General features: G+C 67.0%; 22 protein-coding genes and 4 tRNA genes. 3 read left to right on the top strand and 23 right to left on the bottom strand.

Annotated features, from left to right (window positions below):
* Positions 1 to 18 precede the first annotated feature (18 nt).
* A complete protein-coding gene (locus D106_RS0109200) occupies positions 19 to 966 on the top strand; it encodes a hypothetical protein (protein ID WP_018879869.1) in 948 nt (315 codons plus the stop codon).
* Positions 959 to 1,774, top strand: coding sequence for a bifunctional DNA-formamidopyrimidine glycosylase/DNA-(apurinic or apyrimidinic site) lyase (gene mutM, locus D106_RS0109205; protein WP_018867488.1), 816 nt, complete (start codon positions 959 to 961; stop codon positions 1,772 to 1,774). The genes D106_RS0109200 and mutM overlap by 8 nt, the downstream gene beginning before the upstream one ends.
* Before the next feature lie 327 nt (positions 1,775 to 2,101).
* Here the strand turns inward: mutM and D106_RS0109210 are convergent, their stop codons facing one another.
* Genes D106_RS0109210 through D106_RS0109225 form a run of 4 tightly spaced genes read right to left on the bottom strand, consistent with a single transcriptional unit; the run spans position 2,102 to position 8,268 of the window.
* A complete protein-coding gene (locus tag D106_RS0109210) occupies positions 2,102 to 3,718 on the bottom strand; it encodes an ABC transporter ATP-binding protein (protein ID WP_018867489.1) in 1,617 nt (538 codons plus the stop codon).
* A gap of 2 nt (positions 3,719 to 3,720) precedes the next feature.
* Complete coding sequence (locus D106_RS0109215; protein WP_018867490.1) at positions 3,721 to 4,989, bottom strand: ABC transporter permease; 1,269 nt, start codon at positions 4,987 to 4,989, stop codon at positions 3,721 to 3,723.
* The gene (locus D106_RS0109220; protein WP_018878515.1) at positions 4,982 to 6,361 is read right to left on the bottom strand and encodes an ABC transporter permease; all 1,380 of its coding nucleotides are present in this window, start codon (positions 6,359 to 6,361) and stop codon (positions 4,982 to 4,984) included. The genes D106_RS0109215 and D106_RS0109220 overlap by 8 nt, the downstream gene beginning before the upstream one ends.
* 47 nt (positions 6,362 to 6,408) lie before the next feature.
* On the bottom strand, positions 6,409 to 8,268 hold the full coding sequence (locus D106_RS0109225; RefSeq protein WP_018867492.1) for a peptide-binding protein: 1,860 nt from the start codon (positions 8,266 to 8,268) through the stop codon (positions 6,409 to 6,411).
* Between the two features lie 252 nt (positions 8,269 to 8,520).
* On the opposite strand from D106_RS0109225, the gene D106_RS0109230 reads away from it, so the two are divergent.
* Positions 8,521 to 9,324 (top strand): enoyl-ACP reductase, encoded by an 804-nt coding sequence (locus tag D106_RS0109230; RefSeq protein ID WP_018867493.1) that lies wholly within the window; start codon positions 8,521 to 8,523, stop codon positions 9,322 to 9,324.
* A gap of 339 nt (positions 9,325 to 9,663) precedes the next feature.
* Here D106_RS0109230 and D106_RS0109235 read toward each other — a convergent pair whose 3' ends face one another.
* The 19 genes from D106_RS0109235 to tolQ all read right to left on the bottom strand — a co-directional run bounded on the left by D106_RS0109235 (position 9,664) and on the right by tolQ (position 26,840).
* Entirely contained in the window at positions 9,664 to 11,553 is a 1,890-nt protein-coding gene (locus tag D106_RS0109235; RefSeq protein WP_018879870.1) for a SurA N-terminal domain-containing protein, read from the bottom strand.
* A 391-nt stretch (positions 11,554 to 11,944) separates the two neighbouring features.
* Positions 11,945 to 12,021 (bottom strand) — tRNA-Asp (locus D106_RS0109245).
* A gap of 36 nt (positions 12,022 to 12,057) precedes the next feature.
* Positions 12,058 to 12,133: transfer RNA gene (locus D106_RS0109250), tRNA-Val, on the bottom strand.
* An 11-nt stretch (positions 12,134 to 12,144) separates the two neighbouring features.
* Entirely contained in the window at positions 12,145 to 12,417 is a 273-nt protein-coding gene (locus D106_RS0109255) for an HU family DNA-binding protein (RefSeq protein ID WP_017940837.1), read from the bottom strand.
* A gap of 260 nt (positions 12,418 to 12,677) precedes the next feature.
* Entirely contained in the window at positions 12,678 to 15,143 is a 2,466-nt protein-coding gene (gene lon / locus D106_RS0109260; RefSeq protein WP_018867495.1) for an endopeptidase La, read from the bottom strand.
* Positions 15,144 to 15,225: 82 nt separating this feature from the next.
* Positions 15,226 to 16,506, bottom strand: coding sequence for an ATP-dependent Clp protease ATP-binding subunit ClpX (gene clpX, locus D106_RS0109265; protein WP_018867496.1), 1,281 nt, complete (start codon positions 16,504 to 16,506; stop codon positions 15,226 to 15,228).
* Between the two features lie 148 nt (positions 16,507 to 16,654).
* Entirely contained in the window at positions 16,655 to 17,296 is a 642-nt protein-coding gene (clpP, locus tag D106_RS0109270) for an ATP-dependent Clp endopeptidase proteolytic subunit ClpP (protein ID WP_018867497.1), read from the bottom strand.
* Positions 17,293 to 18,600, bottom strand: a complete 1,308-nt coding sequence (gene tig / locus D106_RS0109275; RefSeq protein WP_026279296.1) for a trigger factor — start codon at positions 18,598 to 18,600, stop codon at positions 17,293 to 17,295. Before tig ends, clpP begins: the two co-directional genes overlap by 4 nt.
* A gap of 82 nt (positions 18,601 to 18,682) precedes the next feature.
* Positions 18,683 to 18,769: transfer RNA gene (locus D106_RS0109280), tRNA-Leu, on the bottom strand.
* A 122-nt stretch (positions 18,770 to 18,891) separates the two neighbouring features.
* Positions 18,892 to 18,967, bottom strand: a tRNA-Lys gene (locus D106_RS0109285).
* A gap of 139 nt (positions 18,968 to 19,106) precedes the next feature.
* Positions 19,107 to 20,375, bottom strand: coding sequence for a YeeE/YedE family protein (locus D106_RS0109290; protein ID WP_038045809.1), 1,269 nt, complete (start codon positions 20,373 to 20,375; stop codon positions 19,107 to 19,109).
* Between the two features lie 138 nt (positions 20,376 to 20,513).
* The gene (gene queC / locus D106_RS0109295) at positions 20,514 to 21,200 is read right to left on the bottom strand and encodes a 7-cyano-7-deazaguanine synthase QueC (protein ID WP_018867500.1); all 687 of its coding nucleotides are present in this window, start codon (positions 21,198 to 21,200) and stop codon (positions 20,514 to 20,516) included.
* 1 nt (position 21,201) lies between these two features.
* Positions 21,202 to 21,897, bottom strand: a complete 696-nt coding sequence (queE, locus tag D106_RS0109300; protein WP_018879873.1) for a 7-carboxy-7-deazaguanine synthase QueE — start codon at positions 21,895 to 21,897, stop codon at positions 21,202 to 21,204.
* Positions 21,894 to 22,643, bottom strand: coding sequence for a tol-pal system protein YbgF (gene ybgF, locus D106_RS0109305; RefSeq protein WP_018867502.1), 750 nt, complete (start codon positions 22,641 to 22,643; stop codon positions 21,894 to 21,896). The genes queE and ybgF overlap by 4 nt, the downstream gene beginning before the upstream one ends.
* Before the next feature lie 121 nt (positions 22,644 to 22,764).
* On the bottom strand, positions 22,765 to 23,319 hold the full coding sequence (pal, locus tag D106_RS0109310; RefSeq protein ID WP_018867503.1) for a peptidoglycan-associated lipoprotein Pal: 555 nt from the start codon (positions 23,317 to 23,319) through the stop codon (positions 22,765 to 22,767).
* A 45-nt stretch (positions 23,320 to 23,364) separates the two neighbouring features.
* Entirely contained in the window at positions 23,365 to 24,651 is a 1,287-nt protein-coding gene (tolB, locus tag D106_RS0109315; RefSeq protein WP_038045813.1) for a Tol-Pal system beta propeller repeat protein TolB, read from the bottom strand.
* A gap of 34 nt (positions 24,652 to 24,685) precedes the next feature.
* On the bottom strand, positions 24,686 to 25,699 hold the full coding sequence (tolA, locus tag D106_RS0109320) for a cell envelope integrity protein TolA (RefSeq protein WP_018879875.1): 1,014 nt from the start codon (positions 25,697 to 25,699) through the stop codon (positions 24,686 to 24,688).
* A 10-nt stretch (positions 25,700 to 25,709) separates the two neighbouring features.
* Positions 25,710 to 26,162 (bottom strand): protein TolR, encoded by a 453-nt coding sequence (gene tolR / locus D106_RS0109325; RefSeq protein ID WP_018867506.1) that lies wholly within the window; start codon positions 26,160 to 26,162, stop codon positions 25,710 to 25,712.
* 3 nt (positions 26,163 to 26,165) lie between these two features.
* Entirely contained in the window at positions 26,166 to 26,840 is a 675-nt protein-coding gene (gene tolQ / locus D106_RS0109330; RefSeq protein ID WP_018867507.1) for a protein TolQ, read from the bottom strand.

Raw genomic sequence — 26,840 nt, forward strand, 5'->3', positions numbered from 1 at the left:
AAACATTCGGACTAGACCATGCCCCTCACCCTGCGCAGCCAGTTGATGCCGGAAGCCGCGAGTGGCCCCGACACGGGGTTGCGGATCCGGCTGCGCGAGCCCGCAGGGATCGAGGCCGCGCGCGGCACCCTCGAGATCCATCCGGGACTGAGCCCCCTGGCGCCGGATGACTATGTCGAATACTGGACCGCCCCCGGCACGCCGCGCTCCTCCCGCGAGGGCCCCGTGCACCTGCTGGAACACGACGATGTGCTGTTTGCGAGCTGGACCGGCCCGGACCACGGGCTGCGGGAGCAGACCGAACAGGCCTACCAGTCGCTGCTGGCCGCCTGCCGCACGCGCGGCTACGAACACCTGGCGCGCATCTGGAACTTCTTCGGCGATATCCACGGCGAAGAGGACGGACTGGAACGCTACCAGGCGTTCTGTGTCGGGCGCGCCGCCGCCCTGGAGGCTCTGCAGGTCCCGCTGGCCAGCATGCCGGCCGCCACCGCGATCGGTGGCGACCGGCGCCAGCTGGTGATCTACCTGATCGCCACCCGGACACCGGCGAAACCGCTGGAGAACCCGCGCCAGGTCAGCGCCTACCACTACCCGGCGCGCTACAGCCCGAAGAGCCCGACCTTTGCCCGCGCCACACAACTGGATACGGCCGACGGCCCGCTGATCCTGCTCTCCGGCACCGCCAGCATCGTCGGCCACGAGAGCCGGCACCCGGACGACGTAGTGGCCCAGGCGCGCGAGACCCTCGCCAACCTCCAGGCCCTGCACAATACCGCCGGGCGCAAGCTGCCCCGGCCGTCCTGGTTGCGTGTCTACCTGCGCCGCCCGGAGGACCGCCCCCGGGTCGCGGCCGTGCTGGCGGAACACTACAACGCGGCCCACCCGGGTCCGATCGTGCAGTGGGTGCGCGGCGACATCTGCCGCCGCGAGCTGCTGCTGGAGATCGAGGGCGTGCATGCCTGAACTGCCCGAGGTCGAGACCACCCGACGCGGACTGGAACCCCTGCTGGCCGGGCGCCGCATCACCGCCTTCGAGGTCCGCGAGCCACGCCTGCGCTGGCCCGTCCCCGAAGACCTGACCAGGCGACTGACCGACGCGCAGGTCCACCGACTGGCCCGCCGGGCCAAGTATCTCCTGCTGGAGACGGATCGCGCCGGCGTGCTGCTGCACCTGGGGATGTCCGGCAGCCTGCGCTACTGCCCGCCGGAGACACCACTGCGGCGCCACGACCACCTGATCGTGCACCTCGACAACGGCTATCAGGTCCGACTGCATGACCCGCGCCGCTTCGGCTGCTGTCTGCCGCTACCGGACGACGGCACCCCGCATCCGCTCCTGGCTGAGCTCGGCCCGGAACCCCTGGACCCCGCATTCGATGGCGACACCCTCTTCCTGCGCAGCCGCGGCCGCCGTGGCCCGGTGAAGGCCTTCATCATGGACCAGGCCATCGTGGTCGGGGTCGGCAACATCTACGCCACCGAGGCCCTGTTCCTCGCCGGCATCCGGCCCGGTCGCGCGGCCGGCCGGGTCACCCGCGCGGAATACCAGCGCCTGGCCGCACACATCAAGGCCGTACTGGCCGAGGCCATCGAGCAGGGCGGGACCACCCTGCGCGACTTCCTCCGCGAGGACGGTACCCACGGCTACTTCCGCCAGTCCCTGCACGTCTACGGCCGCGCCGGGGAACCCTGCCACGTCTGCGCCGATGTACTGCGCACCCGCCGCATCGGCCAGCGCGCCAGCAGCTACTGCCCCACCTGCCAGAAATAGCCGCCCGCTGTGGCCTGGAGGCCGCGAAAGGCTTTTTTACCACAGAGGGCACGGAGGACACGGAGAAGGGCGGGTCACAGGAAGACAGGAAGCTCGCGAAGGTTTCTTCTGGTATGGAGTGTGATCGCGGTCATACCAACCCTCGAGAAGCGGAGAGCCTGGATATCACCCAGGACAAGACCGATTGCCAGCCCACTACAAACCGCCCTTGGTCTTCTCCGTGCACTCGGTCTCCTCTGTGGTGCAAAAATGCCCTTGACCTTCTTCGTGCCTTCGTGGTGAATCAAAACGACCGCACCAAGGCACATTGCCGCCGGCTCGCCCGGTTCAGAGGTAGCGCGAGACGCGGGGCACGGCGTCCAGCAGGTGGCGGGTGTACTCGGCCTTCGGGCTGGCCAGCACCTCCTCGGTGGCGCCGATCTCTTCCATGCGTCCGTCGTGCATCACCAGCATGCGATCGGAGAAGTACTCGACCACGCCCATGTCGTGGGTGATGAAGATCATCGCCAGACGCCGCTCGGCCCGCAGCCGGGCAAGGATCTGCAACACCTCGGCCTGCACCGACACGTCCAGCGCACTGGTGACCTCGTCGCAGATGATCACGTCCGGATCCAGCACCAGGGCCCGCGCGATCGCGATGCGCTGGCGCTGACCGCCGGAGAACTCGTGCGGATAGCGCCACAGGGTATCTTCCGGCAGCGCCACCTGCTGCAGGACCTGCCCGGCCAGGGCGATGCGTTCGTCCACGTCCGCCCCGATGCCGTGCACCGCCATCGGCTCGGTCAGCAGCGTCAGCACGTTCAGGCGCGGATTCAGGGACGAGGCCGGGTCCTGGAACACCACCTGCAGGTGGCGCCGCAGTCGGCGCAGGGGCTTGCGCGGCATGCGGGTCAGCGACTCGCCGCGGTAGCGGACCTCGCCACCGGTCGGTTCCACCAGGCGCAGGATGGCCCGGCCCAGGGTGGTCTTGCCACAGCCGGATTCGCCGACCACCGCCAGCACCTCGCCGTTCTCCAGCTCGAAACTGACATCGTCCACCGCGCGCACCACGTCGACCTGGCGGCGCATCAGCCCCTTGAGCACCGGGAAGTGCACCTGCAGCCCGGAGACCTGCAGCAGCGCATTGCGTCCGGCGCCCGGCACCGGCGGCAGCGGGGGCAGATTCTCCGGCAGGGCCTGGATCAGCTTGCGCGTATAAGCATCCTGCGGGTCGCGCAACAACGGCAGGCACTCGCCCTGCTCCACCAGCCGCCCCTCGCGCATCACCGCCACCCGGTCGGCCACCGAGGCCACCACCCCGAAGTCGTGGGTGATCAGCAGCACCGCCATGCCGTTCTTCTCGCGCAGGCGGTCGATCAGCTTCAGGATCTCGGCCTGGATGGTCACGTCCAGCGCGGTAGTCGGCTCGTCCGCGATCAGCAGGTCCGGCTCCGCCACCAGCGCCATCGCGATCATTACCCGCTGGCGCTGCCCGCCGGAGAGCTTGTGCGGATACTCGTCGCGGCGCTGTTCGGGGTTCGGCAGCTGCACCTCGCGCAGCACCTCCAGCGTGCGCGCGGCGCGCTGCTCCGGGCTCATCTGGGGGCGGTGCAGACGCAGCACCTCCTCGATCTGATCGCCCACGGTCAGCACCGGATTCAGCGAAGTCATCGGCTCCTGGAAGATCATCCCCACTCGGTCGCCGCGTACCTGCTGCATCGCCGGGGCTGGCAGCCCCAGCAGTTCCTGGCGTCCCTCGCGCCCGGCCAGCCAGACCTCGCCCGTGGGGCGCTCGAAGCCCTCGTCCAGCAGGCGCATGATCGCCAGCGCGGTGATCGACTTGCCGGAACCCGACTCCCCGACCAGCGCGAACAGTTCGCCACCGCGGATGGCGAAGCTCGCCTCCGCAACCAGCGGTGCCTCGCTGTCACGGTGACGGATCTGCAGGTTGCGCACCTCCAGCATGTTCAGCGCACCCCGCCGCTGGTCGCGCTGGTGGCACCGGCCGCCGGACGCGCGCCGGCATCGCGATTGGCACTGCGCGCGGCCGAGCGCGCGTGCGGGTCCACGGCGTCGCGCAGGGCCTCGCCGATCAGGTTGTAGGCGAACACCGTCAGGAAGATCGCCCCGCCGGGGAAGGCCGCCATCCACCAGTTGAAGGTGGAACTCTGTACCGCCTGGTTCAGCATCTGCCCCCAGGAGGGATCATCCACCAGACCCAGGCCGAGGAACGATAGCGTCGCCTCGGCGAGGATGGCCGAGGCGACCCCGAAACTGGCCGCCACCAGGATCGGCGCGATCCCGTTCGGCAGCATGTGCCGGAACAGGATCGACGGCAGCGACAGCCCCGACGCGATCGCCCCCTGCACGAAGTCCTGCTGGCGCAGGCGCAGGAACTCCGCGCGCACATAGCGCGCGTAGCCGGACCAGGAGGTCAGGCCGATGATCAGCATCATCAGGTACAGCGAGCGACCGAAGAAGGCGACGAAGGTCAGCAGCAGGAACAGCGTCGGGATCGCCTCGAAGATCTCCACCAGGCGCATGCCGATGATGTCCACGATCCCCGAGAAGTAGCCCATCAGCCCGCCCAGGATCACCCCGATCCCCAGCGCGATCCCGGTGGCGATGAAGCCGATGGACAGCGCGATGCGCGAGGCGTGGATCATGCGCGAGAGGACATCCGCACCGGTGTCGTCAGTGCCGAACCAGTGCACCCGATCCGGCGCCTCGCGCGGGGCCTCCAGGCCGGTATCGGCATAGTCGCGCAGGTAGTCGCGCGGCGAATACGGGATCGGGGCGCGAATCACCGTCTGGTATTCGCCCATGCGCTCGGCCTCGCGGTACTGATCGTGGATCACCAGCGACGGCGGCGAGACCGTCTGCCAGGCCACCGCGGCCAGCACCGCGCCCAGCGCGGCCCACAGCCCGAAGCGTCGCCAGGGCCGCCCGGGCAGGCGCCAGAAGACCAGCGCCAGCACCAGCAGACCGAACAGCGTCACGTCGGCTGCCGTCAGATAGCGCAGGAAGGGCATCGCCCACTCGCCGTCGGTGGTCTGCACCAGCAGCGGATGGGAGGTCGCCAGCACCGGCGCGAGGATCGCCACCAGAGTCAACAGCGCGATCCAGCCAATCCCGAGGCGCGCGCCCCAGCGCAGCAGGACCTCGCCCACCACGCGCCGCGCCCAGGAGCGGCTGCGGCGACCCCCGGTTTCCGGATGGCGGCTCGGCTCAGTCATAGTTCACCCGCGGATCGACGATGGCGTAGGCGAGGTCCGCCAGCAGGTAGCCGACCAGGGTCAGCACCCCGGAGATCAGGGTGATCGACAGCACCAGTTCGCGGTCGCGCGTCTGCACGGCCTCCACCGCCAGCTTGCCCATGCCGTCAATGGAGAAGATGGCCTCCACGATCACCGACCCGGCCAGCAGCGAGGGCAGCAGGGTGGCGGACACGGTGATCAGCGGCAGCAGGGAGTTGCGGAACACGTGGCGCCACAGCACGTCGTGCTCGGCGACCCCCTTGGCCCGCGCGGTGCGCGCATAGTCCGAGGTCAGGTTCTCCAGCACCGCCGAGCGCGACAGCTTGGCCAGGAACGCCAGCCCGCCGTAGGACAGACACAGCACCGGCAGCACCAGGTGCCAGGCCCGATCCAGCAGGAAGCCGGGCACCATGCTGCCCGGCGCCAGTCCGAGGGCCAGCGCAAGCCCCGCGCCCAGCCCCAGCGTCCCCAGATAGAAGCCGCGCAGCACCCCCCAGTCGCTGTGCGCCATCAGCCAGCCGACCGCGGCGCCGACCCCCATGGCGACCCCGGTACTGACCATCCCGGCAACGGCCAGGTCGCGGAACATCAGCCAGCCACACAGGGCCCCGAGTACGGCCCCGACCCCACCACGGATCCGCGCCGGCAGGGTTCGCGCCAGGTAGATCCCCAGGGCCGCGCCCAGAAACGGCAGGATCAGCAGCAGCGGCAGGGCCCACACCACCTCCACCGTCGGCAGGAAGGTCATATCCAGTGCCGCGCGCTGGCTGATGCCCCCGGTGGGAAACCACTGCCAGAACTGGTCGGAGGCGAAGAAGCCGATCAGCAGCACGCCCGCCAGCATGGTCGGCACCGACCACAGCGCCAGCAACACCACGCCGGATTGCGAGTCGAAGGCCTGGCCGTGCTGGGTGGCCGCGCGCACCCCCACGGCCACCGCGACGATGTAGATCAGCGGGATCGACAGCACGTTCAGCAGCAGCGTAATCGGCAACCGCTCCGCGATCAGGTCGACCACCGGGCGGCCGTAGCGAAAACTGGTCCCCAGGTTGGGCGCCTTGAAGTGCGGCCATCCGGTCAGTGAACCGTCCGCGTCCTGGGCGAAACCGATCGGCGAGATGTTGTTGAGCCAGCGCCCGAACTGCACCGGCGCCGGTTGATCCAGGCCGTAGAGGCGGTTGTAGTACTCCTCCATCGCCTTCTGCGCCTGCGGCTCCAGGCCCTGCCCCTCCACCAGGGTCAGGGCGCTGATGCCCCCGGGCGCCGCCGCCATCACCGCGAACACGACCACGGTGATGCCGAACAGGGTCGGCACCATCAGGATCATGCGGCGCAGGATATAGGTCAGCATCCCGCGCGCCGCCTGCCGATCGGTTCCACTACGTGGCCCATGGGCGACTACTGTCCGTAGCGCTGGAGTTCGAAGGGCACGTAGATCTCCAGCGGCACCGCCCCGAGGTTCAGCCCCAGCGCGGTCTGTTCCAGGTTCTGGATGCGCCGGTCGATGAAGGCCAGCGTCTGGCGCCGCATCAGGAAGGTGTAGGGCTGGTCCTCGTGCAGGATGCGCTCGGCCTCGCGCCACAGCTCCATGCGCGCCGGCTCGTCCACCTCGCCGCGGGCCGCCTCGATGATCGCGTCCAGCTCGGGGTTCTGGTAGTGGATAAAGTTATCGCCGCCGGAAACGGTCTGGCTGGAGTGGAACATCTGGTAGATATCCACCTCGACGCCACTGGTCCAGCCCAGCGTGATGGCGTCGAAGTCCTGGCGACTGAGCTTTTCCAGCATCACCGACCACTCGGTCGGCTGGGGCCGCATCTCCACTCCGGCACGCGCATAGAGATCGCGCAGGAACAGAGCGATGCGGCGGGTGTCCTCATTGTCCTGGAAATACGCCAGCTCGAAGGAGAACGGCTCGCCGTCCTCGTTCACCAGCACGCCATCCCGGTTACGCTCGCGGTAGCCGGCCTCGGCGAGCAGCTCCAGGGCCCGCTCGACATCAAAGGGGATCGGTTCGAGATCCGGATTGTGCTGATCGCTGCGCGGCGAGAACGGCGAGATCGCCCGCTCGGCATACCCCAGCATGACCTCCTCGATCAGCCGGTCCACGTCGGTCAGGTAGCTCATCGCCTTGCGCACCCGCGGATCGGCGAAGCGCGTTGGCTCGCCGTTGCGCTGCTGATTCCAGGCGATATAGGAATAGCCCGCCGTCGGACTCATGTACTCGTGAGTGTCCGCGCGTTCGCGCAGCGCCTCATCGTCACGTAGCCGGGCGTATTCACGCGGCCGCGCGCCGTAGACATCGATATCCCGGTTGCGGAAGGTGGTCAGGCGCGCGCTGTCGTTCTGGATTACGCGCCAGACCAGGCGATCCAATGGCGGCTCGATCGGACCCCAGTAGCGCGGGTTGCGCTCCAGCTCGATGCGCCCGGCGTCCGGCGTCCAGCCGGTCGGGTCCTCCAGCCGGTAGGGGCCGGAACCGAGCAGGATGCCGCGCGACTCGTTGAAGGTCTCGGGGTCCTCCAGGTAGCGCTCGTAGAAATGCTTCGGCAGCACATCGAGCCCCCCGGCCACCCGCATCGCATCGAAGAACGGTTCCTCGAACACGAACCGTACCGTGCGTTCGTCCACGGCCTCCACGGCCTCGACCTTCTCCAGGAACGCGCGCGACCGCGGCACCGCGATGGCATCGGTCATCAGGAAATCGAAGGTGAACTCGACGTCCTCCGCGGTCAGTGGCTCGCCATCGGAAAACTGCGGCCCCGAACGCAGGCGGAAGGTCAGCTCCGTCCCGCTGTCGTCGAATTCCCAGGACTCGGCCAGCAGACCCTGCCATTCCAGGGTGTCCGGATCGCGAACCACCAGCGACTCCAGCACATAGTTCTGCACCTCGGAGGCATAGGCATCCGAGGACACATACGGCGTAATGGTCGCGAGCCCCGTGCCAAAGGCCTGCACCAGCCAGTCACCCTCGGCGTAGTCCTCCTGCTCCGCGGCCCGTGCCGCGCGGCGGAAGGCCGACGGGACCGCGTCCGCCCGCGGGGCCTGCTCGGCCTCCATGCCGGCGAAACGTCCCGAGGCCAGGTCCGACTCCAGCCCCTGCAGGCTGCGCCGCAGCGCCCGCAGGTCCCGAGCCTGCTCGCTCATGGTGTTCTGCATGGAGGCCATGCGCTGCCACTGGCGGTCGATCTGGACCATCACCAGCAGCAACAGGATGCCCAGCACGATCAGGGTCACGATCCAACCGAAATGACGACTCACAAGACCTCCGGGTTGTTGCGCTGGCCGCCCGCCACACTGTTTTCGGCATGACGGGCGAGCGGTCGCGGGGACCGCGGGTGCTGGCACTATAGCAAGCCACCTGCTTCGGCTCATCGGGTGCTGGCCGCACTAGCACCACATCGGTATGATCCCGGAGACAGTCGCGCCCGTCCCCGGTTCCGCAGCCGGGCGGGCGCCGTCGAGACGGCCCGCCCGGGTACGTCCGCACGGATCCGAACCAAGGAGTGTCACATGGGTTTTCTGAAGGGCAAGCGCGCACTGATCGTCGGCGTTGCCAGCAACCGTTCCATCGCCTACGGCATTGCCGCGGCCATGCATCGCGAGGGCGCCGAGCTCGCCTTCACCTACCAGAACGAACGCCTGCGCGATCGCGTCGAGAAACTGGTCGCGGACTTCGACTCCGACATCCTGGTGCCCTGCAACGTCGAGGATGACCGCGAGATCGAACAGGTCTTCGAGCACCTGGACAATTACTGGGACGGCGTCGACATCCTGGTGCACTCGGTGGCCTTCGCACCCAAGGAGCAACTGGAAGGCGACTTCCTCGACAACATGACCCGCGACGGCTTCCGCATCGCGCACGACGTCAGCTCCTACAGCCTCGCGGCCTTTGCCAAGGCCGGCCGCGCGATGATGAAGGATCGCGACGCCTCCATCCTTACCCTCAGCTATCTGGGCGCCGAACGCTCGATGCCCAACTACAACGTGATGGGTCTGGCCAAGGCGAGCCTGGAGGCGAACGTCCGTTACCTGGCCTATACGCTGGGGCCGGAGAGCACCCGGGTGAACGCGATCTCCGCCGGCCCGATCCGCACCCTCGCGGCCTCCGGGATCGGCGAGTTCAAGCGCATCCTCGACCACGTCGAGGCCAATGCCCCGCTGCGGCGCAACGTGACCACCGAACAGGTCGGAAACGCCGGCGCCTTCCTCTGCTCCGATCTCGCCTCCGGCATCACCGGCGAGATCATGTATGTCGACTCCGGCTACAACACGGTGGGCCTGGGCGCGGCCGAGATCGGCCTCGACAACAAGTAGCTCGCGGGCTTCGGCCCCGATGCCGCCTCTTCCCGTGGCAGACATGGAAAAGCCCGGCCCGCATGAGCGGAGCCGGGCTTTCTTGTTTTCGGGCTGCAACCGGTCTCGGCCAATCAAACCCGCTCGGCATTAGCGGCCATAAGGCAAGGGCGTTGAACCACAGAGTGCACAGAGGACACGGAGAATTCGCAGGGACTGCTTAGCGCGAAGGTATTCCGAGAGACAGGACAAACGTATCGCTCCCCGCGCCCCGTCCAGTCAGTCACAATCGACGTTCTCCGTGGGCTCCGTGTCCTCCGTGGTGTTACGTCCCTTGGCCTTTCCAAACAACGACTCAGGCTAGTCGAGCGCGTCGGGGAAGCGCTTGATGTCGGCCTGCTCTTCCAGCCAGGCGAGGTAGGCCCGGAATTCGGCGCTGCCATAGGCATTACCGATCTGGTCACGCGCCTGCTGGCGTGCAGCGGCATCGGCGGCGTCCTCGCCCATACGCACCTCTTCCAGCACGGTCACGGCAAAGTCGCCGTCGCCGATCCGGGCACCGGCGATCTCCACCGCGCCCTCGCCCGGGGCCGGCAGGCGGAACAGGTGGTCCTGCAAGCCGGTGGGCAGTTCCGCGGCGCGCTCGCGGGTGACCTCGACCGAGCGACTCCAGGCCCCGTTCTCGTCCGCCTCTGAGGCCCAGTCCTCCGCCGCGGTCAGGCGCTCGATCAGGGCCTCGCCGGCTTCACGGGCAGCATCGGCCGCCGCCTGACGCTGCAGGCGCTCGCGAATCGTGTCTTCCACCTCCGCCAGCGGGCGCAGCTCGGACGGCTGGTGTTCGTCGATCCGCAGGATCACGGTGGAGCCGTCCTGCAGGTCGATCGCCTCGCTGTTGTGGCCGTCTTCCAGCACCCGCGGATCAAACGCCGCGTTGCGAATGGAGCGGTGCCGCGCAATGCCGTCCCCGGAGCCCCGCGAGAACCAGTCGCTGGTCTGGATCTCCAGCCCGGTCGCATCGGCCGCCGGCTCCAGGCTGTCGGGGAACTCGATCCCCAGCGCCATCATGTCGTCCAGGGCGTCAATCTGCATCTGCTCCGCCGTGCGATCGCGCAGATCCTGCTCGACCTCGTCGCGGACCTCTTCGAACGGCTGCGGCTGGGCCTCCTGGATCGCGGTCACCTCCAGGATGAACCAGCCTCGCTCGGTGCGCACCGGCTGGCTGATCAGATCCTTCGGCAGGGTGAAGATCACGGTCTCCAGCGTCGAGCCCAGGTCCCCCCGGGCGATCTCGCCCATTCGCCCGCCACGGTCGGCGGTCAGGCTGTCCTCCGAGTATTCCTCGGCCAGCTCGGCAAAGTCCTCGCCGGCCTCCAGCCGCTCGCGCAGCTCGCGGATGCGGGCCTCGCCCTCCTCGCCCGTGTCCTGAATACGGATCTGGCGCACCTCGCGCAGCTCCGGCTGCTCGTAGCGGCTGCGGTTCACCCGGTAGTGCTCGCGCACCTGGTCCTCGGTGACCTCGACCCCGGCCTCCAGGCCCTCCGGATCCAGCCGGAGATAACTCACCCGTACGCGCTCGGTGGTGGTGAACTCATCGGGATTGGCTTCGTAGTACGCCTGGATGGCGTCCTCGTCCACCACGTCCGGACGGTCGAACTCGTCCGCGGAGAAGACCCGCCAGCTGGCCACGCGGGTCTGGTTGCGCAGACGACTGTAGTCTTCCACCAGGCTTTCCGGTACCACGCCGGTCGCCTGGATCCCCCGCTGGATCTGCGACAGGACAATGCTGCGCGCGATGTCCTGTTCGAAGTCCGCGGGACTGATCCGCTGGGCGTTCAGCAGCTGGCTATAGCGTTCGCGGCTGAAGCGGCCCTCTTCCTGAAACACCGGCATGCCGCGGATCTCGCGCAGCACGCTGTCTCCGGCGGCCTTGAAGCCCGCGGAATCCGCCGCCTGGCGCAACAGCTCTTGCCGGATCAGCGTCTCCAGGGCCTGCAGGCGGATACCCTGCTCGTCGAGCACGTCCTCGGGGATCTCGCCGCCGAACATGCGCGCCATTTCGTCGCGCTGGGCGCGCGCCTCCTGATGCACGTCGCGCACCGCGATATCCGTGCCGTTCACCTCGGCCGCCACCAGCGGGCCCGCCCCGCCGAAATACTCGCCCAGGCCCCACAGGGCAAAGGGGATGGTGATCAGGCCGATGATCACATAGGCGAGCCAGCCGCTCGCCCGGTCACGAATCGCTTGCAACATGATGGTCTCTGCTCACTCCGCCGTGGAGAGGAAATCGGGAATCGACCGCCGATGGTAGCAGGCGCGCCCGCGCGCGTCTGCGCCTGGGTTATCCACCACGAAGCGCACGAAGGCACGAAGAAGGGCCAGGTCAAGGGCGTTTGCACCACAGAGGACACGGAGGGCACGGAGAAAGTCGATAGCGATCCGCGGGAAGGACAGAGCATCGTAGGATTGGAAGGATGAAGTTGTGTCAGGGGGGGAACGCCGCGTGTTGCCGCGGCCCCGAATTCCTTGCCCTTCTCCGTGTCCTTCGTGTCCTCTGTGGTGCAAACGCCCTTGACCTTCTTTTCTCCTGGATCCCAATCGCCAAGAAAAGAAAAAGGCGCCACAAGGGCGCCTTTTTCGGAGATGGCGGAGCGGACGGGACTCGAACCCGCGACCCCCGGCGTGACAGGCCGGTATTCTAACCAGCTGAACTACCGCTCCGTATTCTTGCAGTGCAACCAGGGTCAGGGTTGCACTTGGTGGGTGCTGACGGGTTCGAACCGCCGACATTCGCCTTGTAAGGGCGACGCTCTACCAACTGAGCTAAGCACCCGATAAAGCGCGCTAGTTTACTCGATCCTTGAGCGCTTTACCAGCCTTGAACGAAGGCGTTTTCGAAGCGGCGATCTGGATGGTCTGACCGGTACGCGGGTTACGACCGGTGCGGGCCTCACGCTCGCGCACCAGGAAGGTACCGAAGCCGACAAGGGAGACCTGGTCACCCTTGGCGAGGGTGTCGCCAACAACACTTACCATGGCATCCACGATCCGGCCGGCCTGGGCCTTGGGGACATCGGCTTCCGCCGCGATCGCGTCGATCAGTTCGGATTTATTCATGAAGCGCTTCCTTATCTCAGTGGTGACTCAGGCTTTCTGCCGGACTGGGCCTAGCTTACACCAGCCGGAGGCCTTTTCTCCATGGCCCCGCAACTGCCCTCGGCGAGAAATCAGGTGATGCGGATGGGGTTATAGCAAGCCCCCGGAAAACGAGTCAAACGCGATCTCCTGACCGCCCCCGCACGGGTGTGATCCAGTCCACAAAAAACCGCGGAGCCCCGGTCTGCGGGTCCCCGCGGTTTCCGTCCGTTTACAGACGCTTAGTGGTGCCGAACCCGGCGACGGCCGGATTCCTTGGCCGGTTTGACGACTTCTTCGACCTTCTCCGGGGTTTCGCCCGCCTTGCCCTCCGGCATATGCGTCAGCGCCACCTCCAGGACCTCGTCGATCCAGCGCACCGGGCGAATATCGAGCTTCTGCTTGATGTTCTTCGGGATGTCGACCAGATCCTTCTCGTTTTCTTCGGGGATCAGGACCGTGCGGATCCCGCCGCGATGGGCGGCCAGCAGCTTCTCCTTCAACCCGCCGATCGGGAGGACCTGGCCGCGCAGGGTGATCTCCCCGGTCATCGCCACATCCGCTCGCACCGGGATCCCGGTCAGTGCCGAGACGATCGCGGTGCACATGCCGATACCGGCAGATGGTCCGTCCTTGGGCGTCGCACCCTCCGGCACGTGGATATGCAGGTCCTTCTTCTCGTGGAAGTTTTCCTCCAGCCCCAGGGCCTCGGCACGCGAGCGCACCACGGTCAGCGCCGCGTGGATGGATTCCTGCATCACGTCGCCGAGCTTCCCGGTCTGCTGGGTCTTGCCCTTGCCCGGGACCACGCTGGCCTCGATAGTCAGCAGCTCGCCCCCGACCTCGGTCCAGGCCAGACCGGTCACCTGACCGATCTGATCGTTCTCCTCGGCCAGGCCGAAGCGGAAACGGCGCACGCCCAGGTACTTCTCCAGCGTCTTCGGGGTCACCGACGTGGTCCGCGCACGCTCCTTCTCGCTGGCCAGCAGGCGCTGCTTGGCCACCTTGCGGCAGACCTTGGCGATCTCGCGCTCCAGCGAGCGCACACCGGCCTCCCGGGTGTAATAGCGCACGATGTCGCGCACCGCCGCATCGGAGATCTGGATCTCGGCCGGCTTCAGGCCATTGGCCTTGATCTGCTTGTCGAGCAGGTAGTTGTGGGCGATGTTGACCTTCTCGTCCTCGGTGTAGCCGGACAGCCGGATGACCTCCATGCGATCCAGCAGCGGCCCGGGGATGTGCATGCTGTTGGCCGTGGCCACGAACATCACGTCGGACAGGTCGAAATCGACCTCCAGATAGTGGTCGCTGAACGTGTGGTTCTGCTCCGGATCCAGCACCTCGAGCATGGCCGAGGCGGGGTCGCCCCGGAAATCCATCGCCATCTTGTCGATCTCGTCGAGCAGGAACAGCGGGTTGCGCACCCCGACCTTGGCCAGGTTCTGGATGATCTTGCCCGGCAGCGAGCCGATGTAGGTGCGACGGTGGCCGCGGATCTCGGCCTCGTCACGCACCCCGCCCAGCGCCATGCGCATGAACTTGCGGTTGGTCGCACGAGCGATGGACTGACCTAGCGAGGTCTTGCCGACGCCGGGCGGGCCCACCAGGCACAGGATCGGGCCCTTCAGCTTGCGCACTCGCGACTGCACGGCGAGGTACTCGAGGATGCGTTCCTTGACCTCTTCCAGGCCGTAGTGGTCCTCGTTGAGGATCTTCTCGGCACGCGCCAGATCCTTGCTGACCCGGGTCTTCTTCTTCCACGGGACATTGACCAGCCAGTCGATGTAGCTGCGCACGACGGTGGCCTCGGCCGACATCGGCGACATCATCTTCAGCTTGTTCAGCTCGGCGGTGGCCTTCTTCTTGGCCTCCTCCGGCATCCCGGCCTTCTCGATCTTCTCGGCCAGGTCTTCCTGTTCGTTCGGCGCGTCCTCGAGGTCGCCCAGCTCCTTCTGAATGGCCTTCATCTGCTCATTCAGGTAGTACTCGCGCTGGGACTTCTCCATCTGCTGCTTCACGCGGCCGCGGATCTTCTTCTCGATCTGCAGCACGTCCATCTCGCCCTCGATCTTGGCGACCAGGTGCTCCAGGCGTTCGCGCACATTGGCGATCTCGAGGACCTGCTGCTTCTCCTCGAGCTTCAGGGACATGTGCGCGGCGATGGTATCGGCCAGGCGCGAGGTGTCGTCGATCCCGGCCAGCGAAGTCAGGATCTCCGGCGGGACCTTCTTGTTCAGCTTGATGTACTGCTCGAACTGGTTCAGCGCGGAGCGGCCGAGGACCTCGAGTTCCTTGTCCTCGGTGTCGTATTCCTCGTCGATCAGCCGGATGTCGGAGACGAAGTAGTCCTCCTCCTTCTCGGCATCACCGGTGGTGGAAACATCCATCACGCGGGCGCGCTGGGCCCCCTCCACCAGCACCTTGATGGTGCCGTCGGGCAGGCGCAGCAGTTGCAGGATGTTGCCCAGGGTACCGATATCGTGCAGATCGCCGGCTTCGGGTTCGTCGACCTCGGCGCTCTTCTGGGCGACCAGCAGGACCTGCTTGTTCTCGGCCATGGCCGAATCCAGCGCGCGGATCGACTTCTCGCGACCCACGAACAGCGGGATGACCATGTGCGGATAGACCACGACATCGCGAAGCGGCAGCACCGCGACGCGCTTGACGGGGGAGTCCACCTCGTTCTGGGAGGAGTGGGTATCGGTCATGTTGCCCCCTCAGGGCTGGACGAATGTACAGAAGGAAGTGGGGGCGGCGGCGCCCATTTCAAGGGCGCCGCAACACTTCCGCTCAGGAATCCGCGGCCGCCTGCTTCTTGGCGAACGAGTCGTTCTCGTACACCAGATACGGCTCGGCATCGCCGCGGATCACCGCCTCGTCGATCACCACCTTGCTGACGCCTTCCATGGACGGCAGCTCGTACATGGTGTCGAGCAGGATGTTCTCCATGATGGTGCGCAGGCCGCGCGCCCCGGTCTTGCGCTCCATCGCCTTGTGGGCGATCGCGGACAGGGCGTCGTCGCGGAACTCCAGTTCCACCCCTTCCATCTCGAACAGACGGGCATACTGCTTGACCAGGGCGTTCTTCGGCTGGGTCAGGATGGTGATCAGCGCGTCCTCGTCCAGCTCGTCCAGGGTCGCCTGCACCGGCAGGCGCCCCACGAACTCGGGGATCAGCCCATAGCGCACCAGGTCGTCGGCCTCCAGCTGCTTGAGCCACTGGCCACCGGACTTGGCCGCCTCGGTGGTACGCAGCTCGGCGCCAAAGCCAATGCCGCCCTTCTCGGCGCGCTGCTGGATGACCTTCTCCAGCCCGGAGAAGGCCCCGCCGCAGATGAACAGGATGTTGCTGGTATCGACCTGCAGGAACTCCTGCTGCGGATGCTTGCGTCCGCCCTGCGGGGGGACCGAGGCGGTGGTGCCCTCGATCAGCTTCAGCAACGCCTGCTGCACACCCTCGCCCGAGACGTCACGGGTGATGGAGGGGTTGTCCGACTTGCGCGAGACCTTGTCGATCTCGTCGATGTAGACGATGCCGTTCTCGGCCTTCTCCACATCGTAGTCGCACTTCTGCAGCAGCTTCTGGATGATGTTCTCGACATCCTCGCCCACGTAACCGGCCTCGGTCAGCGTGGTCGCGTCGGCGATGGTGAACGGGACGTTCAGTACTCGCGCCAGCGTCTCGGCCAGCAGCGTCTTGCCGGAGCCGGTCGGGCCGATCAGCATGATGTTCGACTTGGACAGCTCGACATCGTCCTTGCCGGCCTTGGCCTGCAGACGCTTGTAGTGGTTGTACACCGCGACCGAGAGGATCTTCTTCGCGGAGTTCTGGCCGATCACGTAGTCGTCCAGGATCGCGCGGATCTCGTGCGGGGTCGGGAGGGAATCCCGCTCGGTGTGGCCGGCCTCCTGCATCTCCTCGCGGATGATGTCATTGCACAGCTCGACGCACTCGTCGCAGATGAATACGGATGGCCCGGCGATCAGCTTGCGCACCTCGTGCTGACTCTTTCCGCAGAAAGAACAGTACAGGAGCTTGCCGTCGGCGGAGGGGGTGGTTTCGTCGCTCATCCGTTTGCCTCGGTTGCGATTTCAGTGTTCTTCAAAACATGCCCCGTTTGCCTGTGAGTTGCAAACGGGCCAAGCAGAAGTCCGGTATTGAGGCCCCGCCCCGGAGCCGGTCTCCGGGGCGCGGTTGCGATCGGCGCGGACGAGGGGATCAGTCGTCCGCGGAGTTGCGGTGGGTCAGGACGTGGTCGACCAGGCCGTATTCCTTGGCGTCGGTCGCGGTCATGAAGCGGTCGCGATCGGTGTCCTGCTCGATCTTCTCGATCGGCTGGCCGGTGTGGTGGGCCAGTACGCGGTTCAGCTCGTCGCGGATCTTCAGGATCTCGCGGGCATGGATATCGATATCCGACGCCTGACCCTGAAAGCCGCCCAGCGGCTGGTGGATCATCACCCGCGAGTGCGGCAGCGTATGGCGCTTGCCGGGGGCCCCGCCCGCCAGCAGAACAGCGCCCATGCTCGCGGCCTGGCCCACGCACAGCGTGCTGACCTCGGGCTTGATGAACTGCATGGTGTCGTAGATCGCCATGCCGGCGGTGACCGCACCCCCCGGGGAGTTGATGTACAGGCTGATCTCCTTGTCCGGGTTCTCCGACTCGAGGAACAGCAGCTGAGCCACGATCACGTTGGCCATGTAGTCCTCGACCGGACCCACACAGAAGATGACCCGGTCCTTCAGCAGACGGGAATAGATGTCGTAGGCGCGCTCGCCGCGGGCGGTCTGTTCGACCACCATCGGGACCAGGTTCAGGCCCTGGGCATGCTGCGCACCCTGGTCGGCCATGTCGTGGCTCATTCAGTCGACTCCTTGTTCGGATTCATGACGTCCTGGAAGCTGGTTTCCTTCTCGGTGACCTTGGCCTGCTCGACCACCCAGTCGACCACCTGGTCTTCCAGCACCAGCGACTCCAGGTTGCTCTTGGCCTGGGGATTGGAGCGGTAGTAGTTCTTCACCTCTTCCGGGTCCTCGTAGGTCGCGGCCATCTCCTCGAGATCGCGCTCGACGCGCTCGGCGTCCACCTCGAACCCCTTCTGGTCGATGATCGCACGCAGGGCCAGCCCCAGGCGGACACGGCGCTTCGCCTCGTCCTCGAACAGGCTGTCCGGCAGCGGCTGGGTCTGCTCGGCGCCACCGAAGCGCTTCTCGGCTTCCTCGCGCAGACGGTTGATCTCCGACTTCACCAGGGCGTCCGGCAGGTCGAAGTCGTGCTTGTCGACCACGGCCTCCAGGACCTGCTGCTTCACCCGGCCCTTCAGGGCCTGACGCAGTTCCCGCTCCATGTTGGACCGCACATCAGCGCGAAGTTTCTCCACCGAGCCGTCCTCGATGCCGAATTTCTTCGCGAACTCTTCGTCGACCTCCGGCAGCTTGGGCCCCTCGACCTGCTTGATGGTCAGGGCGAACTGCGCGGTCTGGCCCTTCAGGTTCTCCGCCGGGTAATCCTCGGGGAAGGTGACGTCGATGGTCGGCTCCTCGCCGGCCTTCACGCCCTTGAGCTGCTTCTCGAAGCTCTCGATCAGGCGCCCGGCGCCGACCTCGACCTGGAAGTCCTCGGCCTTGCCGCCCTCGAACTCCTCGCCGTTCAGGGTGCCGACGAAGTCCAGGGTGACACGGTCGCCCTTCTTCGCCTTGCGCTTGACCTCGGCCCACTCCTTGTTCTGCTCGCGCAGCGAGTCAATCACGCGGTCGATGTCCTCGTCCGCCACCTCGGCCTTCGGCCGCTCGATCTCGACGTCGGCGAAGTCGGCCACCTGCACCTCCGGGAACACCTGGAAGCTGGCGGTGAACTCGATGGCGTCGCCGCCCTCCAGGCTGGTCGGCTCGATGCTCGGGTTACCGGCCGGTTCCAGGCCCTCCTGCTGCACCGCCTCGCGGTAGCTCTCCTGCAGGACCTCGCTCAGCACCTCCTGGTAGACGCCGGTGCCATAGCGCTGGCGCACCACCTTCAGCGGGACCTTGCCCGGGCGAAACCCGTCCAGCTTGACCCGCTTGGCCAGGGACTTCAGGCGGTTGTCGACCTCGGTGTCGACCCGCTCGGAGGGGACCTGGATGGTCATCTTGCGTTCCAGGTTGCCGGTGGCTTCAACAGAAACTTGCATGGAGGGCCTCGTCATAGTTCGGATATCGGTCATCCCTGCCGATCGCAGTGGTAACCTTCATGGCGTTGGGAAATGCGGACTGTGGTGCGAAAGGAGAGACTCGAACTCTCACGGGTTTTACCCCACTGGGACCTAAACCCAGCGCGTCTACCAGTTCCGCCACTTTCGCGATCTTGCAGAAAACTCTTGTTGTGTTCGCGCGTTAGCCGCGCATTCTAGCGTGTTCCCCGCCCACAAACACAAAAGGCCCGTATGAACGGGCCCTTGTGCCGGCGCGGGGACCGGAGAAAATGGTGGGTCGTGTAGGATTCGAACCTACGACCAATTGGTTAAAAGCCAACTGCTCTACCAACTGAGCTAACGACCCTTTTCGGTTTGGCCGGCGGCGACCCCGCGGGTCGCCCTGGCCGAGCTGCAAAACCGAAGGCCCGGGATCACCGGGCCTCCAGTGCCGCGTAGTTTACGGCGCGGCGGGGAAAACGCAAGGCGCCCCCGCCGCTACGCCATCAGATGGCTTCCAGCTTGCGCATGCCACCCGGCAGCAGCTTCATGTCCACCAGCGAGGTGATCAGCGCCTTGCCGAAGGAGGCCTCGTCTTCGTAGACCATCTTGTAGTACTGGATCTTCATGGTCAGCGCGGCCCCGAAGACGATCATGATGAAGGTCAGGAAGCCGCCCAGCGCGAGCGTGGAGATCCCGGTGATGCCCTGACCGATGGTGCAGCCCATCGCCAGCACGCCACCGAAGCCCATCAGGATCGCGCCGATGAAGTGGTTCACGAAGTCGCGCACCGAGGCAAACCACTCGAAGCGGAACGCACGGGTAACCAGGGCCCAGAAGAAGGAGCCGAGGATCACGCCGGCCAGCGCCATCACGCCGAAGTACAGCACGGTGTTGTCAAACCCGCTCGACACGTAACGCAGGCTCTGGCCCATCGGATTGATGAAGGTGAACGACTGGTTGGCCCACGGGGCACTCTCGGACGGGCGCTCACCCGCGTCTGCATCGGCCACGAAGTCCCAATCGGCCACGTAGGCCTGCGGGGTATAGGTGTCCATGCCATCGTCGATCTGGATGTTGCTGGTCAGCCACCAGGCGCCGAGCACCATCAGGCCGATCACCAGACCGCCCAGGATGTTGTCAAAGCTCTTGCGGAAGTCCGCGGCCTTGAAGATCAGGGCCAGCAGCAGCACGCCGATCACCGCGCCCAGCACCAGGCGGGCGGTCAGGCCGTTCTCTTCGCCGGCCACCAGGGTACCCAGGTCCTGGCCCGCCGGGGTGGAGATGGCCAGCGCGGTGGTCCAGTCCATGAACAGCAGGGAATAGAGGGTATCGGAAGTACCCGGCAGCGGGCGCACCATGTAGTAGGCGATGATCGCGATCACGATCAGCACCATCAGCGACTTGATGTTGCCGCCACCGACGCGCACCAGGGTCTTGTTCCCGCAGCCGGAGGCGTAGGTCATGCCGATCCCGAACAGGAAGCCGCCAAAGGCATGCTCGACCCACTGGAACTCGCTCATGCGGTAGTTCGGGAAGGAACCGTCGGCGCTCAGCACCCCGAAGAACTCGAGGATGGCCACGCCCAGCATGGCCACGGCGATCGCTAGCAGCCAGGAGCGCATACGCCCGGTATCACCCATGTTCACCCAGTCGGAGACGGCGCCCATGGTGCAGAAGTTGGTCTTGTTCGCCACGGCCCCCATGATGAAGGCGAGGATGAACGCCCCACCGAGGAACGCCATCGCGGCAGTTGAAAAACTGGAGAATTCCATCACGTATCCTCTCGACGAAAGATTTCAGGGCAGGCCTGCACCCACGGGGTGCGCAGCATACATCGGACGCTAGACGAGATCGAGCCCGTTTTCATTCCTGCGGGAACGAACATGCAGCCGGCGGGCTGCCGGCGGGCATCACGCGGGGATATAGCGGGTCGGGTCCGGCACGCCGGCCGCAGCAAAGCCCTCGCGCCGGATGCGGCAACTGTCGCAGCGGCCGCAGGCGCGCCCCTCGGCATCGGCCTGATAGCAGCTGACCGTGTGGCGGTAGTCCACCCCGAGCTCGCTGCCCGCCCGGATGATCTCGGCCTTGGACAGGTGCATCAGCGGCGCCCGCACCTCCCAGGGCGTGCCCTCGACCCCGCTGCGGGTGGCCACCCGGGCCAGGTCGCGGAACGCGTCGATGAAGGCCGGACGGCAATCCGGATAACCGGAATAGTCCACCGCATTGGCGCCGACGTAGAGCAGCCGCGCGTCCAGGGTCTCGGCCAGCCCCAGGGCCAGGGCCAGAAACACCGTGTTGCGCGCCGGCACGTAGGTCACCGGGATGCCCTCGGTCGGCGCGGTCGGTACGTCGATCGCCGTGTCTGTCAGCGCCGAGCCACCGATGGCGCTCAGGTCCACCGCCACCACGCGGTGGTCGGTCACGCCCTGGTCCGCGGCGACCCGCCGCGCAGCCTCCAGCTCGGTCCGGTGGCGCTGTCCATAGTCAATGGACAGGGCATGGCACTCCAGGCCTTCGGCGCGCGCCATGGCCAGGCAGGTCGCCGAGTCGAGCCCGCCCGAGAGCAGCACCACGGCCTGTTCCGCGCGTTCGTTCATATCAGCGGCCCGGCTGATCGCCCCAGAGGAGCTTGTGCAGCTGAACCTGGAAGCGTACCGGCACACGTTCGGCCACGATCCAGTCAGCCAGGGTCCGCGGCTCCAGTTCGCCGAACACGGGCGAGAACAGGACCTCGACCTCCGGGTCCAGCCCCAGGCGCTCGAGCTCGGCCCGGGCCCAGTCAAAGTCTGTGCGCCCGGCCAGCACGAACTTCAGCTGGTCCCCGGCCTTCAGCCGCGGAATGTTATCGGGGAGGTTGCGTTCGGCCTCCCTCGAGCCCGGCGCCTTCCAGTCCATCACGATGGCGACCCGGGGGTCGACACCGGCGATGTCCATCGCCCCGCTGGTCTCCAGCGACACCGTGAACCCGGCGTCGCATAGTGCCTCCAGTAGCGGCAGGCAGCCCGGCTGGGCCAGGGGTTCACCACCGGTCACGCAGACATGCCGCACCCCGGTGCGCCCGACCCAGTCGAGGACCGTCGGCAACATCAGCGCCTCGCCGCCCTCGAAGGCGTATTCGCTGTCGCACCAGCGGCAGCGTAGCGGGCAACCGGTCAGGCGCACGAAGGCTGTGGGCCAGCCGACCTGCGCCGCCTCGCCCTGCAGCGAGACAAACATCTCGCTGATCCGCAGCCGCACCGACGCCGGGTCGACGACCCCCGAGCCACGGGCGTCACGCAACGGGGCGGTGGTCATTGGGCGCGATCGATCCGCTGCAGGCGTTCGCGGGCCAGGCGGTCCAGTGTCGTACCGCCATAGTCGGCACGCACTGCCTCCAGGGCCTCGCGGGCCGCATCGAAGTCCTCCAGCTCGTAGTGGGAGTACCCGATCTTCAGCAGTGCATCCCCACTCTTGTCGCTTTCGGGGAAATCCTCGCGCAGGCGCTGGAAGTCCTCGAGCGCCGCCTCGAATTCGCCGCTGGCGTACTTCGCCTCCGCCAGCCAGTACCACGCATTCGCGGTAAAGCTCCCCTCGGGGTAATCCTCGATGAAACGCTCCAGCTTGCGCATGGCGGTGGCGTAATCACCGGCCATCAGATCGTCAAAGGCCTCCTGATAGGCGGCCTGCTCGTCGGCCTCCGGCAGATCCAGCTCGACCACCTCCTCGCGCGGGGTTGCGTCCGGCACCGGAGCCCCGCCCTCGACGGCGGCCACGCGCTCGTCCAGGTGGCGGAACTGGTCGCGCTGACGGGTACTGAGGCGGTTCACCTCGTGGCGCAGGGTCTCCACCTCCCCGCGCAGTTCGCGCAGGTCCCGGTTCAGCGACTCGGAGACCTGCAGCAGCTCGTTCATCGCGCTGGAGTCCAGCACGCGTTCGATACGGTCCAGGCGCCGATCCAGCTGGCGGATCTGCGACTGGGTCGCGAACACGGTGTCGTCCTGCGCCCCGGCGGTCCCCGGCATCAGAGCCAGCGGGGTCAGGACAAAGGCCGCGGCCAGCATGGCCGCCAGGAACGGCCCCGGGCGCGCCGGGTTCCGAAACAGAAATGCCCCCGAGGGGGCATCTCCGCAAGACGTGCTGAACATCGATCGCATCTGGCTTCCCGGGTTTACCTACCCTGACTCAGCGCCGGGATTCGTAGACGAGCTCGACCCGGCGGTTCTTGGCCCAGGCCTCCTCGTTCTGCTGGAAGGCCACCGGCATCTCCTCACCATAACTGATGACCTCGAGCTGGTCATCCGAGGCGCCGTTCAGATTCAGCACCCGCCGCACGGACTGCGCACGGCGTTCGCCCAGGGCCAGGTTGTATTCGCGGGTGCCGCGCTCATCCGTATGCCCCTCCAGGCGCATGCGCGCGCCGGGGTTCTCCGCCAGGTAGGCCGCGTGGGCCTCCAGCATCGGCATGAATTCGGACTTCACCTCGTCACGGTCGAAGTCGAAGTAGACCAGGCGCTCGGCCAGCGGACTGTCCGGGTCGTCCAGGGCGGCGGCATCGAACTCCCGGTCGCGACCGATACCACGGGCCTCGGCGGCCTCCCGTTCGGCCCGCTCCTGCTCGGCGGCACGTTCGCGCTCGGCGGCACGCTCGGCATCCTCGGCATCGCGGGTCGGAGTGGCACAAGCCGACAGGGCCGCGATCACCACGGCGGCAAGGGTCAGACGAAACGCGTTGTTCATGGTGTTGGTTCCTCGAAAGAAGGTGACAGTCAAAGGGTCCGAAAATCAGTTCAGGGGTGACCAGGCCGGCTCGCGCACCTCGCCTTCGCGGGCGGCCAGACGCTGGTGCACCTGGCCGTCGCGGCTGACGGAACCGAGCACGCCCCGTCCCCCGTCGGTCATGGCATACAGGATCATGCTGCCATTGGGGGCAAAGCTTGGCGACTCTGCATCGCGTCCGTCCGTGAGGCGCGTCACACGGCGGTCATCCAGATCGAGTCGGGCCAGCTGAAATCCGCCGTCACCCCCATGGACATACACCAGCGACCGCCCGTCCGGCGAGATGGTGGCGGCGGCCGCGTAGCCGCTCTCGAAGGTCAGACGCCGCGCATTCCCGCCGCCGGCTGGCTGGGCGTAGATCTGCGGGGCCCCCGCCCGGTCGGAGGTGAAATAGATCGTCTCGCCGTCCGGCGACCAGACCGGCTCGGTCTCGATCGCGCTGGAACGTGTCAGCTGCCGCAGATCCCCGGAGGCCAGGTCCATCACATAGATGTTCGGCGAGCCGTCGCGCGACAGGCTCAGCGCCAGTTGGCGACCGTCCGGGGACCAGGCCGGGGCACTGTTGATCCCGGTGAAGCTGGCGATGCGCGAGCGCTCGCCGGTCTCCACATTCTGGCGAAAGACCTCGGAACGGCGGTTCTCGAACGAGACGTAGACCAGCTCGCGGCCATCCGGGGACCAGTCCGGCGACATGATCGGATCCTCGGAGCGGAACAGAGTCCGCGGATTGGCCCCGTCGGAGTCGGCCACCTCCAGTCGGAAGGTGCGCGAGTCGTTCCGGCGCTCGACACTGACGAACGCGATACGCGCGCTGAAGGCGCCCGGGTCGCCGGTGATCTGTTCGTAGACGATGTCCGATACGCGGTGGGCGCCCCTCCGGAGCATGTCCGCGGGCACCGGGATGCGCCAGCCACCCAGGCGCTCCTCCGCCAGCACGTCGAACACGTGGAACTCCACGATCACGTTGTCCCCGTCCGGGCGCTTGGAGCCCACCACCAGGTACTCCATGCCGGCGTCGGCCCAGGGCTGCGCGATGAAGTCGGCCGGGCCCGAGGGGGCCCGCGGCAGCCCCTCGCGCTCGACGTCGAACAGACCGCTACGGGTCAGATTCGCGGCCAGGATTCGCCCCACATCCTCGTCCGGGCGGCCCTCGCCCTCCCAGGTGAACGGTGCGACCGCGACCGGAATGGCCCCGGTCACACCCTCGGTCACGGTCACTTCCAGCACCGCGTGAGCCTGCGCCGACCACAGCAGCGCCAGCCCCAGCAGCATCGCGTGAATCATTCGTTGCATGGTGTTCCTCGTGGCCCGGTTGGGAGCGGGCCGGTCAGTCGGGCTCGAAACGGATGCGCACCCCGCCGCGCACGGCATCCGCGTCGGGCGGACGCGGCAGCGAGGACAAACGGTCCATGGTCTGGCGGACCGATTCGCAGAAGGCGGACCCGCCCGAGCAGCTCTCGATATCGAAATTGATGATACGCCCGGTCTCGTTGACACGCACGAGAACAATGGCACGGTCTGACGCATCCAGGCCCGAGGGCTGGCGCCAGCGCCGCTGCACCACCGACTGCACCTGGGCACGCCATTCGTTCAGCTCCTGATCCAGCTGCGCCTGGCGCTCGGCGGCCTCGCGTTGCGCCTGTGCCTCGGCCAGACGTTCGCGCTCGCGCTCCATCGCCTCGCGCCGGCGCTGCTCTTCCAGTTCACGCTCCTGCTCGGCGCGACGCTCGGCCTCCTCCCGCTCGCGGCGTTCGGCCTCCTCGCGTTCGCGCCGCTCCGCCTCTTCCCGCGCCTGGCGCTCCGCCTCCTCGCGCTCCCGCCGCTCGGCTTCCTCGCGTTCGCGCGCCTCCTCGGCCTCACGCCGCGCCTGTTCCGCGGCCTCGCGTTCCTGGCGGATGCGCTCGCGCTCGGCCTCGGCCTCCTCGCGCGCGCGTTGGCGTTCTTCCTCCGCCTCGCGGCGCGCCTGCTCGGCCTCCTCCAGCGCCTGCTGGCGCGCGCGCTCCTCTTCCTCGCGGCGGCGCTGTTCCTCGGCCTGGCGACGTTCCTCCTCGCGCCGGGCCTGCTCCTCGGCACGGCGGCGTTCCTCCTCGGCGCGCAGCTGCTCGGCGACCTGCTCCTGTTCGGCCACCTCGCGCTGGTGCTCGACACGATCGAAGGTCTCGGCATCCACCGCGACCGCGTCGATCACCTCGATATCCTCCTGCACCGCGATCTCCACCGCCGCCCGGGTCGAGGTCGGCGACATCAGGCTCACGTTCAGCAGCAACGCCGCGAACAGCACCCCGTGCAGAATCAGGACGAGGAGCAGGCTGAGGGGGTGACGGCGCAGGAGCTCGAACACGGCGTGTAGCTCAGTCCTGGTTGTTACGTGGCGGTTCGGTGATCAAGCCGACACGACCGCCCCCGGCGCGCTGCAGGGCGACCATTGCATCGATCACCCGGCCGTAGTCCACGTTGCGGTCCCCGCGCACGAAGGTCTGGGTGCCCGGATTCTCGGCGAGGAACTCGCGCACGATCTCGGTCATCTCCTGCGGCGCCAGCGGCTCGTTCACGTACGGGCCCTGGTTCAGGCTCATGGCCCCGGAAGCATCCACGGTGACCACCAGTGGCTCGGCCGCGGATGGATCCTCGTCCAGGGCCTCGGCATCGGCCTCCGGCAGATCGACCTCCACCCCCTGCTGCAGCATCGGGGCGGTGATCATAAAAATGATCAGCAGGACCAGCATCACGTCGATGAACGGCACGACGTTGATCTGCGACATGGGCCGCCGCAGGCGGCGGCTGTTGCGACGCGACTCGGCCATGGTTCAGGCCGGCGCCCCGGCGGCGCCCTCGGCCGGCTTGCCCGCGCCCTGGCGGTTCAGCAGGGCCACGAACTCGTCGCTGAAGTTCTCCAGGCGCGAGGCCACGCGATCGACGTCCCCGGCAAAGCGGTTGTAGGCGATGACCGCCGGGATGGCCGCGAACAGGCCCAGCGCGGTAGCGATCAGCGCCTCGGCGATCCCCGGAGCGACCATGGCGAGTGTAGCCTGCTGCACCCCGGAGAGCCCGAGAAATGCATGCATGATGCCCCACACGGTCCCGAACAGGCCGATGTACGGGCTGGTGGAACCGACTGTGGCGAGGAACTGCAGATAGCGCTCCATCTCGTCGGTCTCGCGGGCGATGGCCACGCGCATCGCGCGATGGGCCGGCTCGCCGGCCACCATGCCGTGCTGGCGGGCACGCAGGAATTCCTTGAAGCCGGAGGAGAACACGTGCTCCATGCCGGACATCTCGGACTTGCGGCGTACGCCCTCGTACAGGTGCGAGAGGTCCGCGCCCGACCAGAACCGTTCCTCGAACTCGTCGCTGGCCCGCTGGGCCGCGTTCAGCGAGCGCGCCTTGATGATGATCACCAGCCAGGAGAGCACCGAGGCGATCACCAGGATCACCATGACCAGCTGCACGATCAGACTGGCGTCCATGATCAGCTGGTACAT

It is taken from the genome of Thioalkalivibrio sp. ALE9 (genome assembly GCF_000377445.1).
GTDB lineage: Bacteria > Pseudomonadota > Gammaproteobacteria > Ectothiorhodospirales > Ectothiorhodospiraceae > Thioalkalivibrio.

What these genes read in the sequence shown, in the direction of transcription:
- D106_RS0109200 (WP_018879869.1), top strand. Translation starts at nt 19, where the DNA reads ATGCCCCTCACCCTGCGCAGCCAGTTGATGCCGGAAGCCGCGAGTGGC.
- mutM (WP_018867488.1), top strand. Translation starts at nt 959, where the DNA reads ATGCCTGAACTGCCCGAGGTCGAGACCACCCGACGCGGACTGGAACCC.
- D106_RS0109210 (WP_018867489.1), bottom strand. Translation starts at nt 3,718, where the DNA reads ATGCTGGAGGTGCGCAACCTGCAGATCCGTCACCGTGACAGCGAGGCA.
- D106_RS0109215 (WP_018867490.1), bottom strand. Translation starts at nt 4,989, where the DNA reads ATGACTGAGCCGAGCCGCCATCCGGAAACCGGGGGTCGCCGCAGCCGC.
- D106_RS0109220 (WP_018878515.1), bottom strand. Translation starts at nt 6,361, where the DNA reads ATGCTGACCTATATCCTGCGCCGCATGATCCTGATGGTGCCGACCCTG.
- D106_RS0109230 (WP_018867493.1), top strand. Translation starts at nt 8,521, where the DNA reads ATGGGTTTTCTGAAGGGCAAGCGCGCACTGATCGTCGGCGTTGCCAGC.
- D106_RS0109235 (WP_018879870.1), bottom strand. Translation starts at nt 11,553, where the DNA reads ATGTTGCAAGCGATTCGTGACCGGGCGAGCGGCTGGCTCGCCTATGTG.
- D106_RS0109255 (WP_017940837.1), bottom strand. Translation starts at nt 12,417, where the DNA reads ATGAATAAATCCGAACTGATCGACGCGATCGCGGCGGAAGCCGATGTC.
- lon (WP_018867495.1), bottom strand. Translation starts at nt 15,143, where the DNA reads ATGACCGATACCCACTCCTCCCAGAACGAGGTGGACTCCCCCGTCAAG.
- clpX (WP_018867496.1), bottom strand. Translation starts at nt 16,506, where the DNA reads ATGAGCGACGAAACCACCCCCTCCGCCGACGGCAAGCTCCTGTACTGT.
- clpP (WP_018867497.1), bottom strand. Translation starts at nt 17,296, where the DNA reads ATGAGCCACGACATGGCCGACCAGGGTGCGCAGCATGCCCAGGGCCTG.
- tig (WP_026279296.1), bottom strand. Translation starts at nt 18,600, where the DNA reads ATGCAAGTTTCTGTTGAAGCCACCGGCAACCTGGAACGCAAGATGACC.
- D106_RS0109290 (WP_038045809.1), bottom strand. Translation starts at nt 20,375, where the DNA reads ATGGAATTCTCCAGTTTTTCAACTGCCGCGATGGCGTTCCTCGGTGGG.
- queC (WP_018867500.1), bottom strand. Translation starts at nt 21,200, where the DNA reads ATGAACGAACGCGCGGAACAGGCCGTGGTGCTGCTCTCGGGCGGGCTC.
- queE (WP_018879873.1), bottom strand. Translation starts at nt 21,897, where the DNA reads ATGACCACCGCCCCGTTGCGTGACGCCCGTGGCTCGGGGGTCGTCGAC.
- ybgF (WP_018867502.1), bottom strand. Translation starts at nt 22,643, where the DNA reads ATGCTGGCCGCGGCCTTTGTCCTGACCCCGCTGGCTCTGATGCCGGGG.
- pal (WP_018867503.1), bottom strand. Translation starts at nt 23,319, where the DNA reads ATGAACAACGCGTTTCGTCTGACCCTTGCCGCCGTGGTGATCGCGGCC.
- tolB (WP_038045813.1), bottom strand. Translation starts at nt 24,651, where the DNA reads ATGCAACGAATGATTCACGCGATGCTGCTGGGGCTGGCGCTGCTGTGG.
- tolR (WP_018867506.1), bottom strand. Translation starts at nt 26,162, where the DNA reads ATGGCCGAGTCGCGTCGCAACAGCCGCCGCCTGCGGCGGCCCATGTCG.
- tolQ (WP_018867507.1), bottom strand. Translation starts at nt 26,840, where the DNA reads ATGTACCAGCTGATCATGGACGCCAGTCTGATCGTGCAGCTGGTCATG.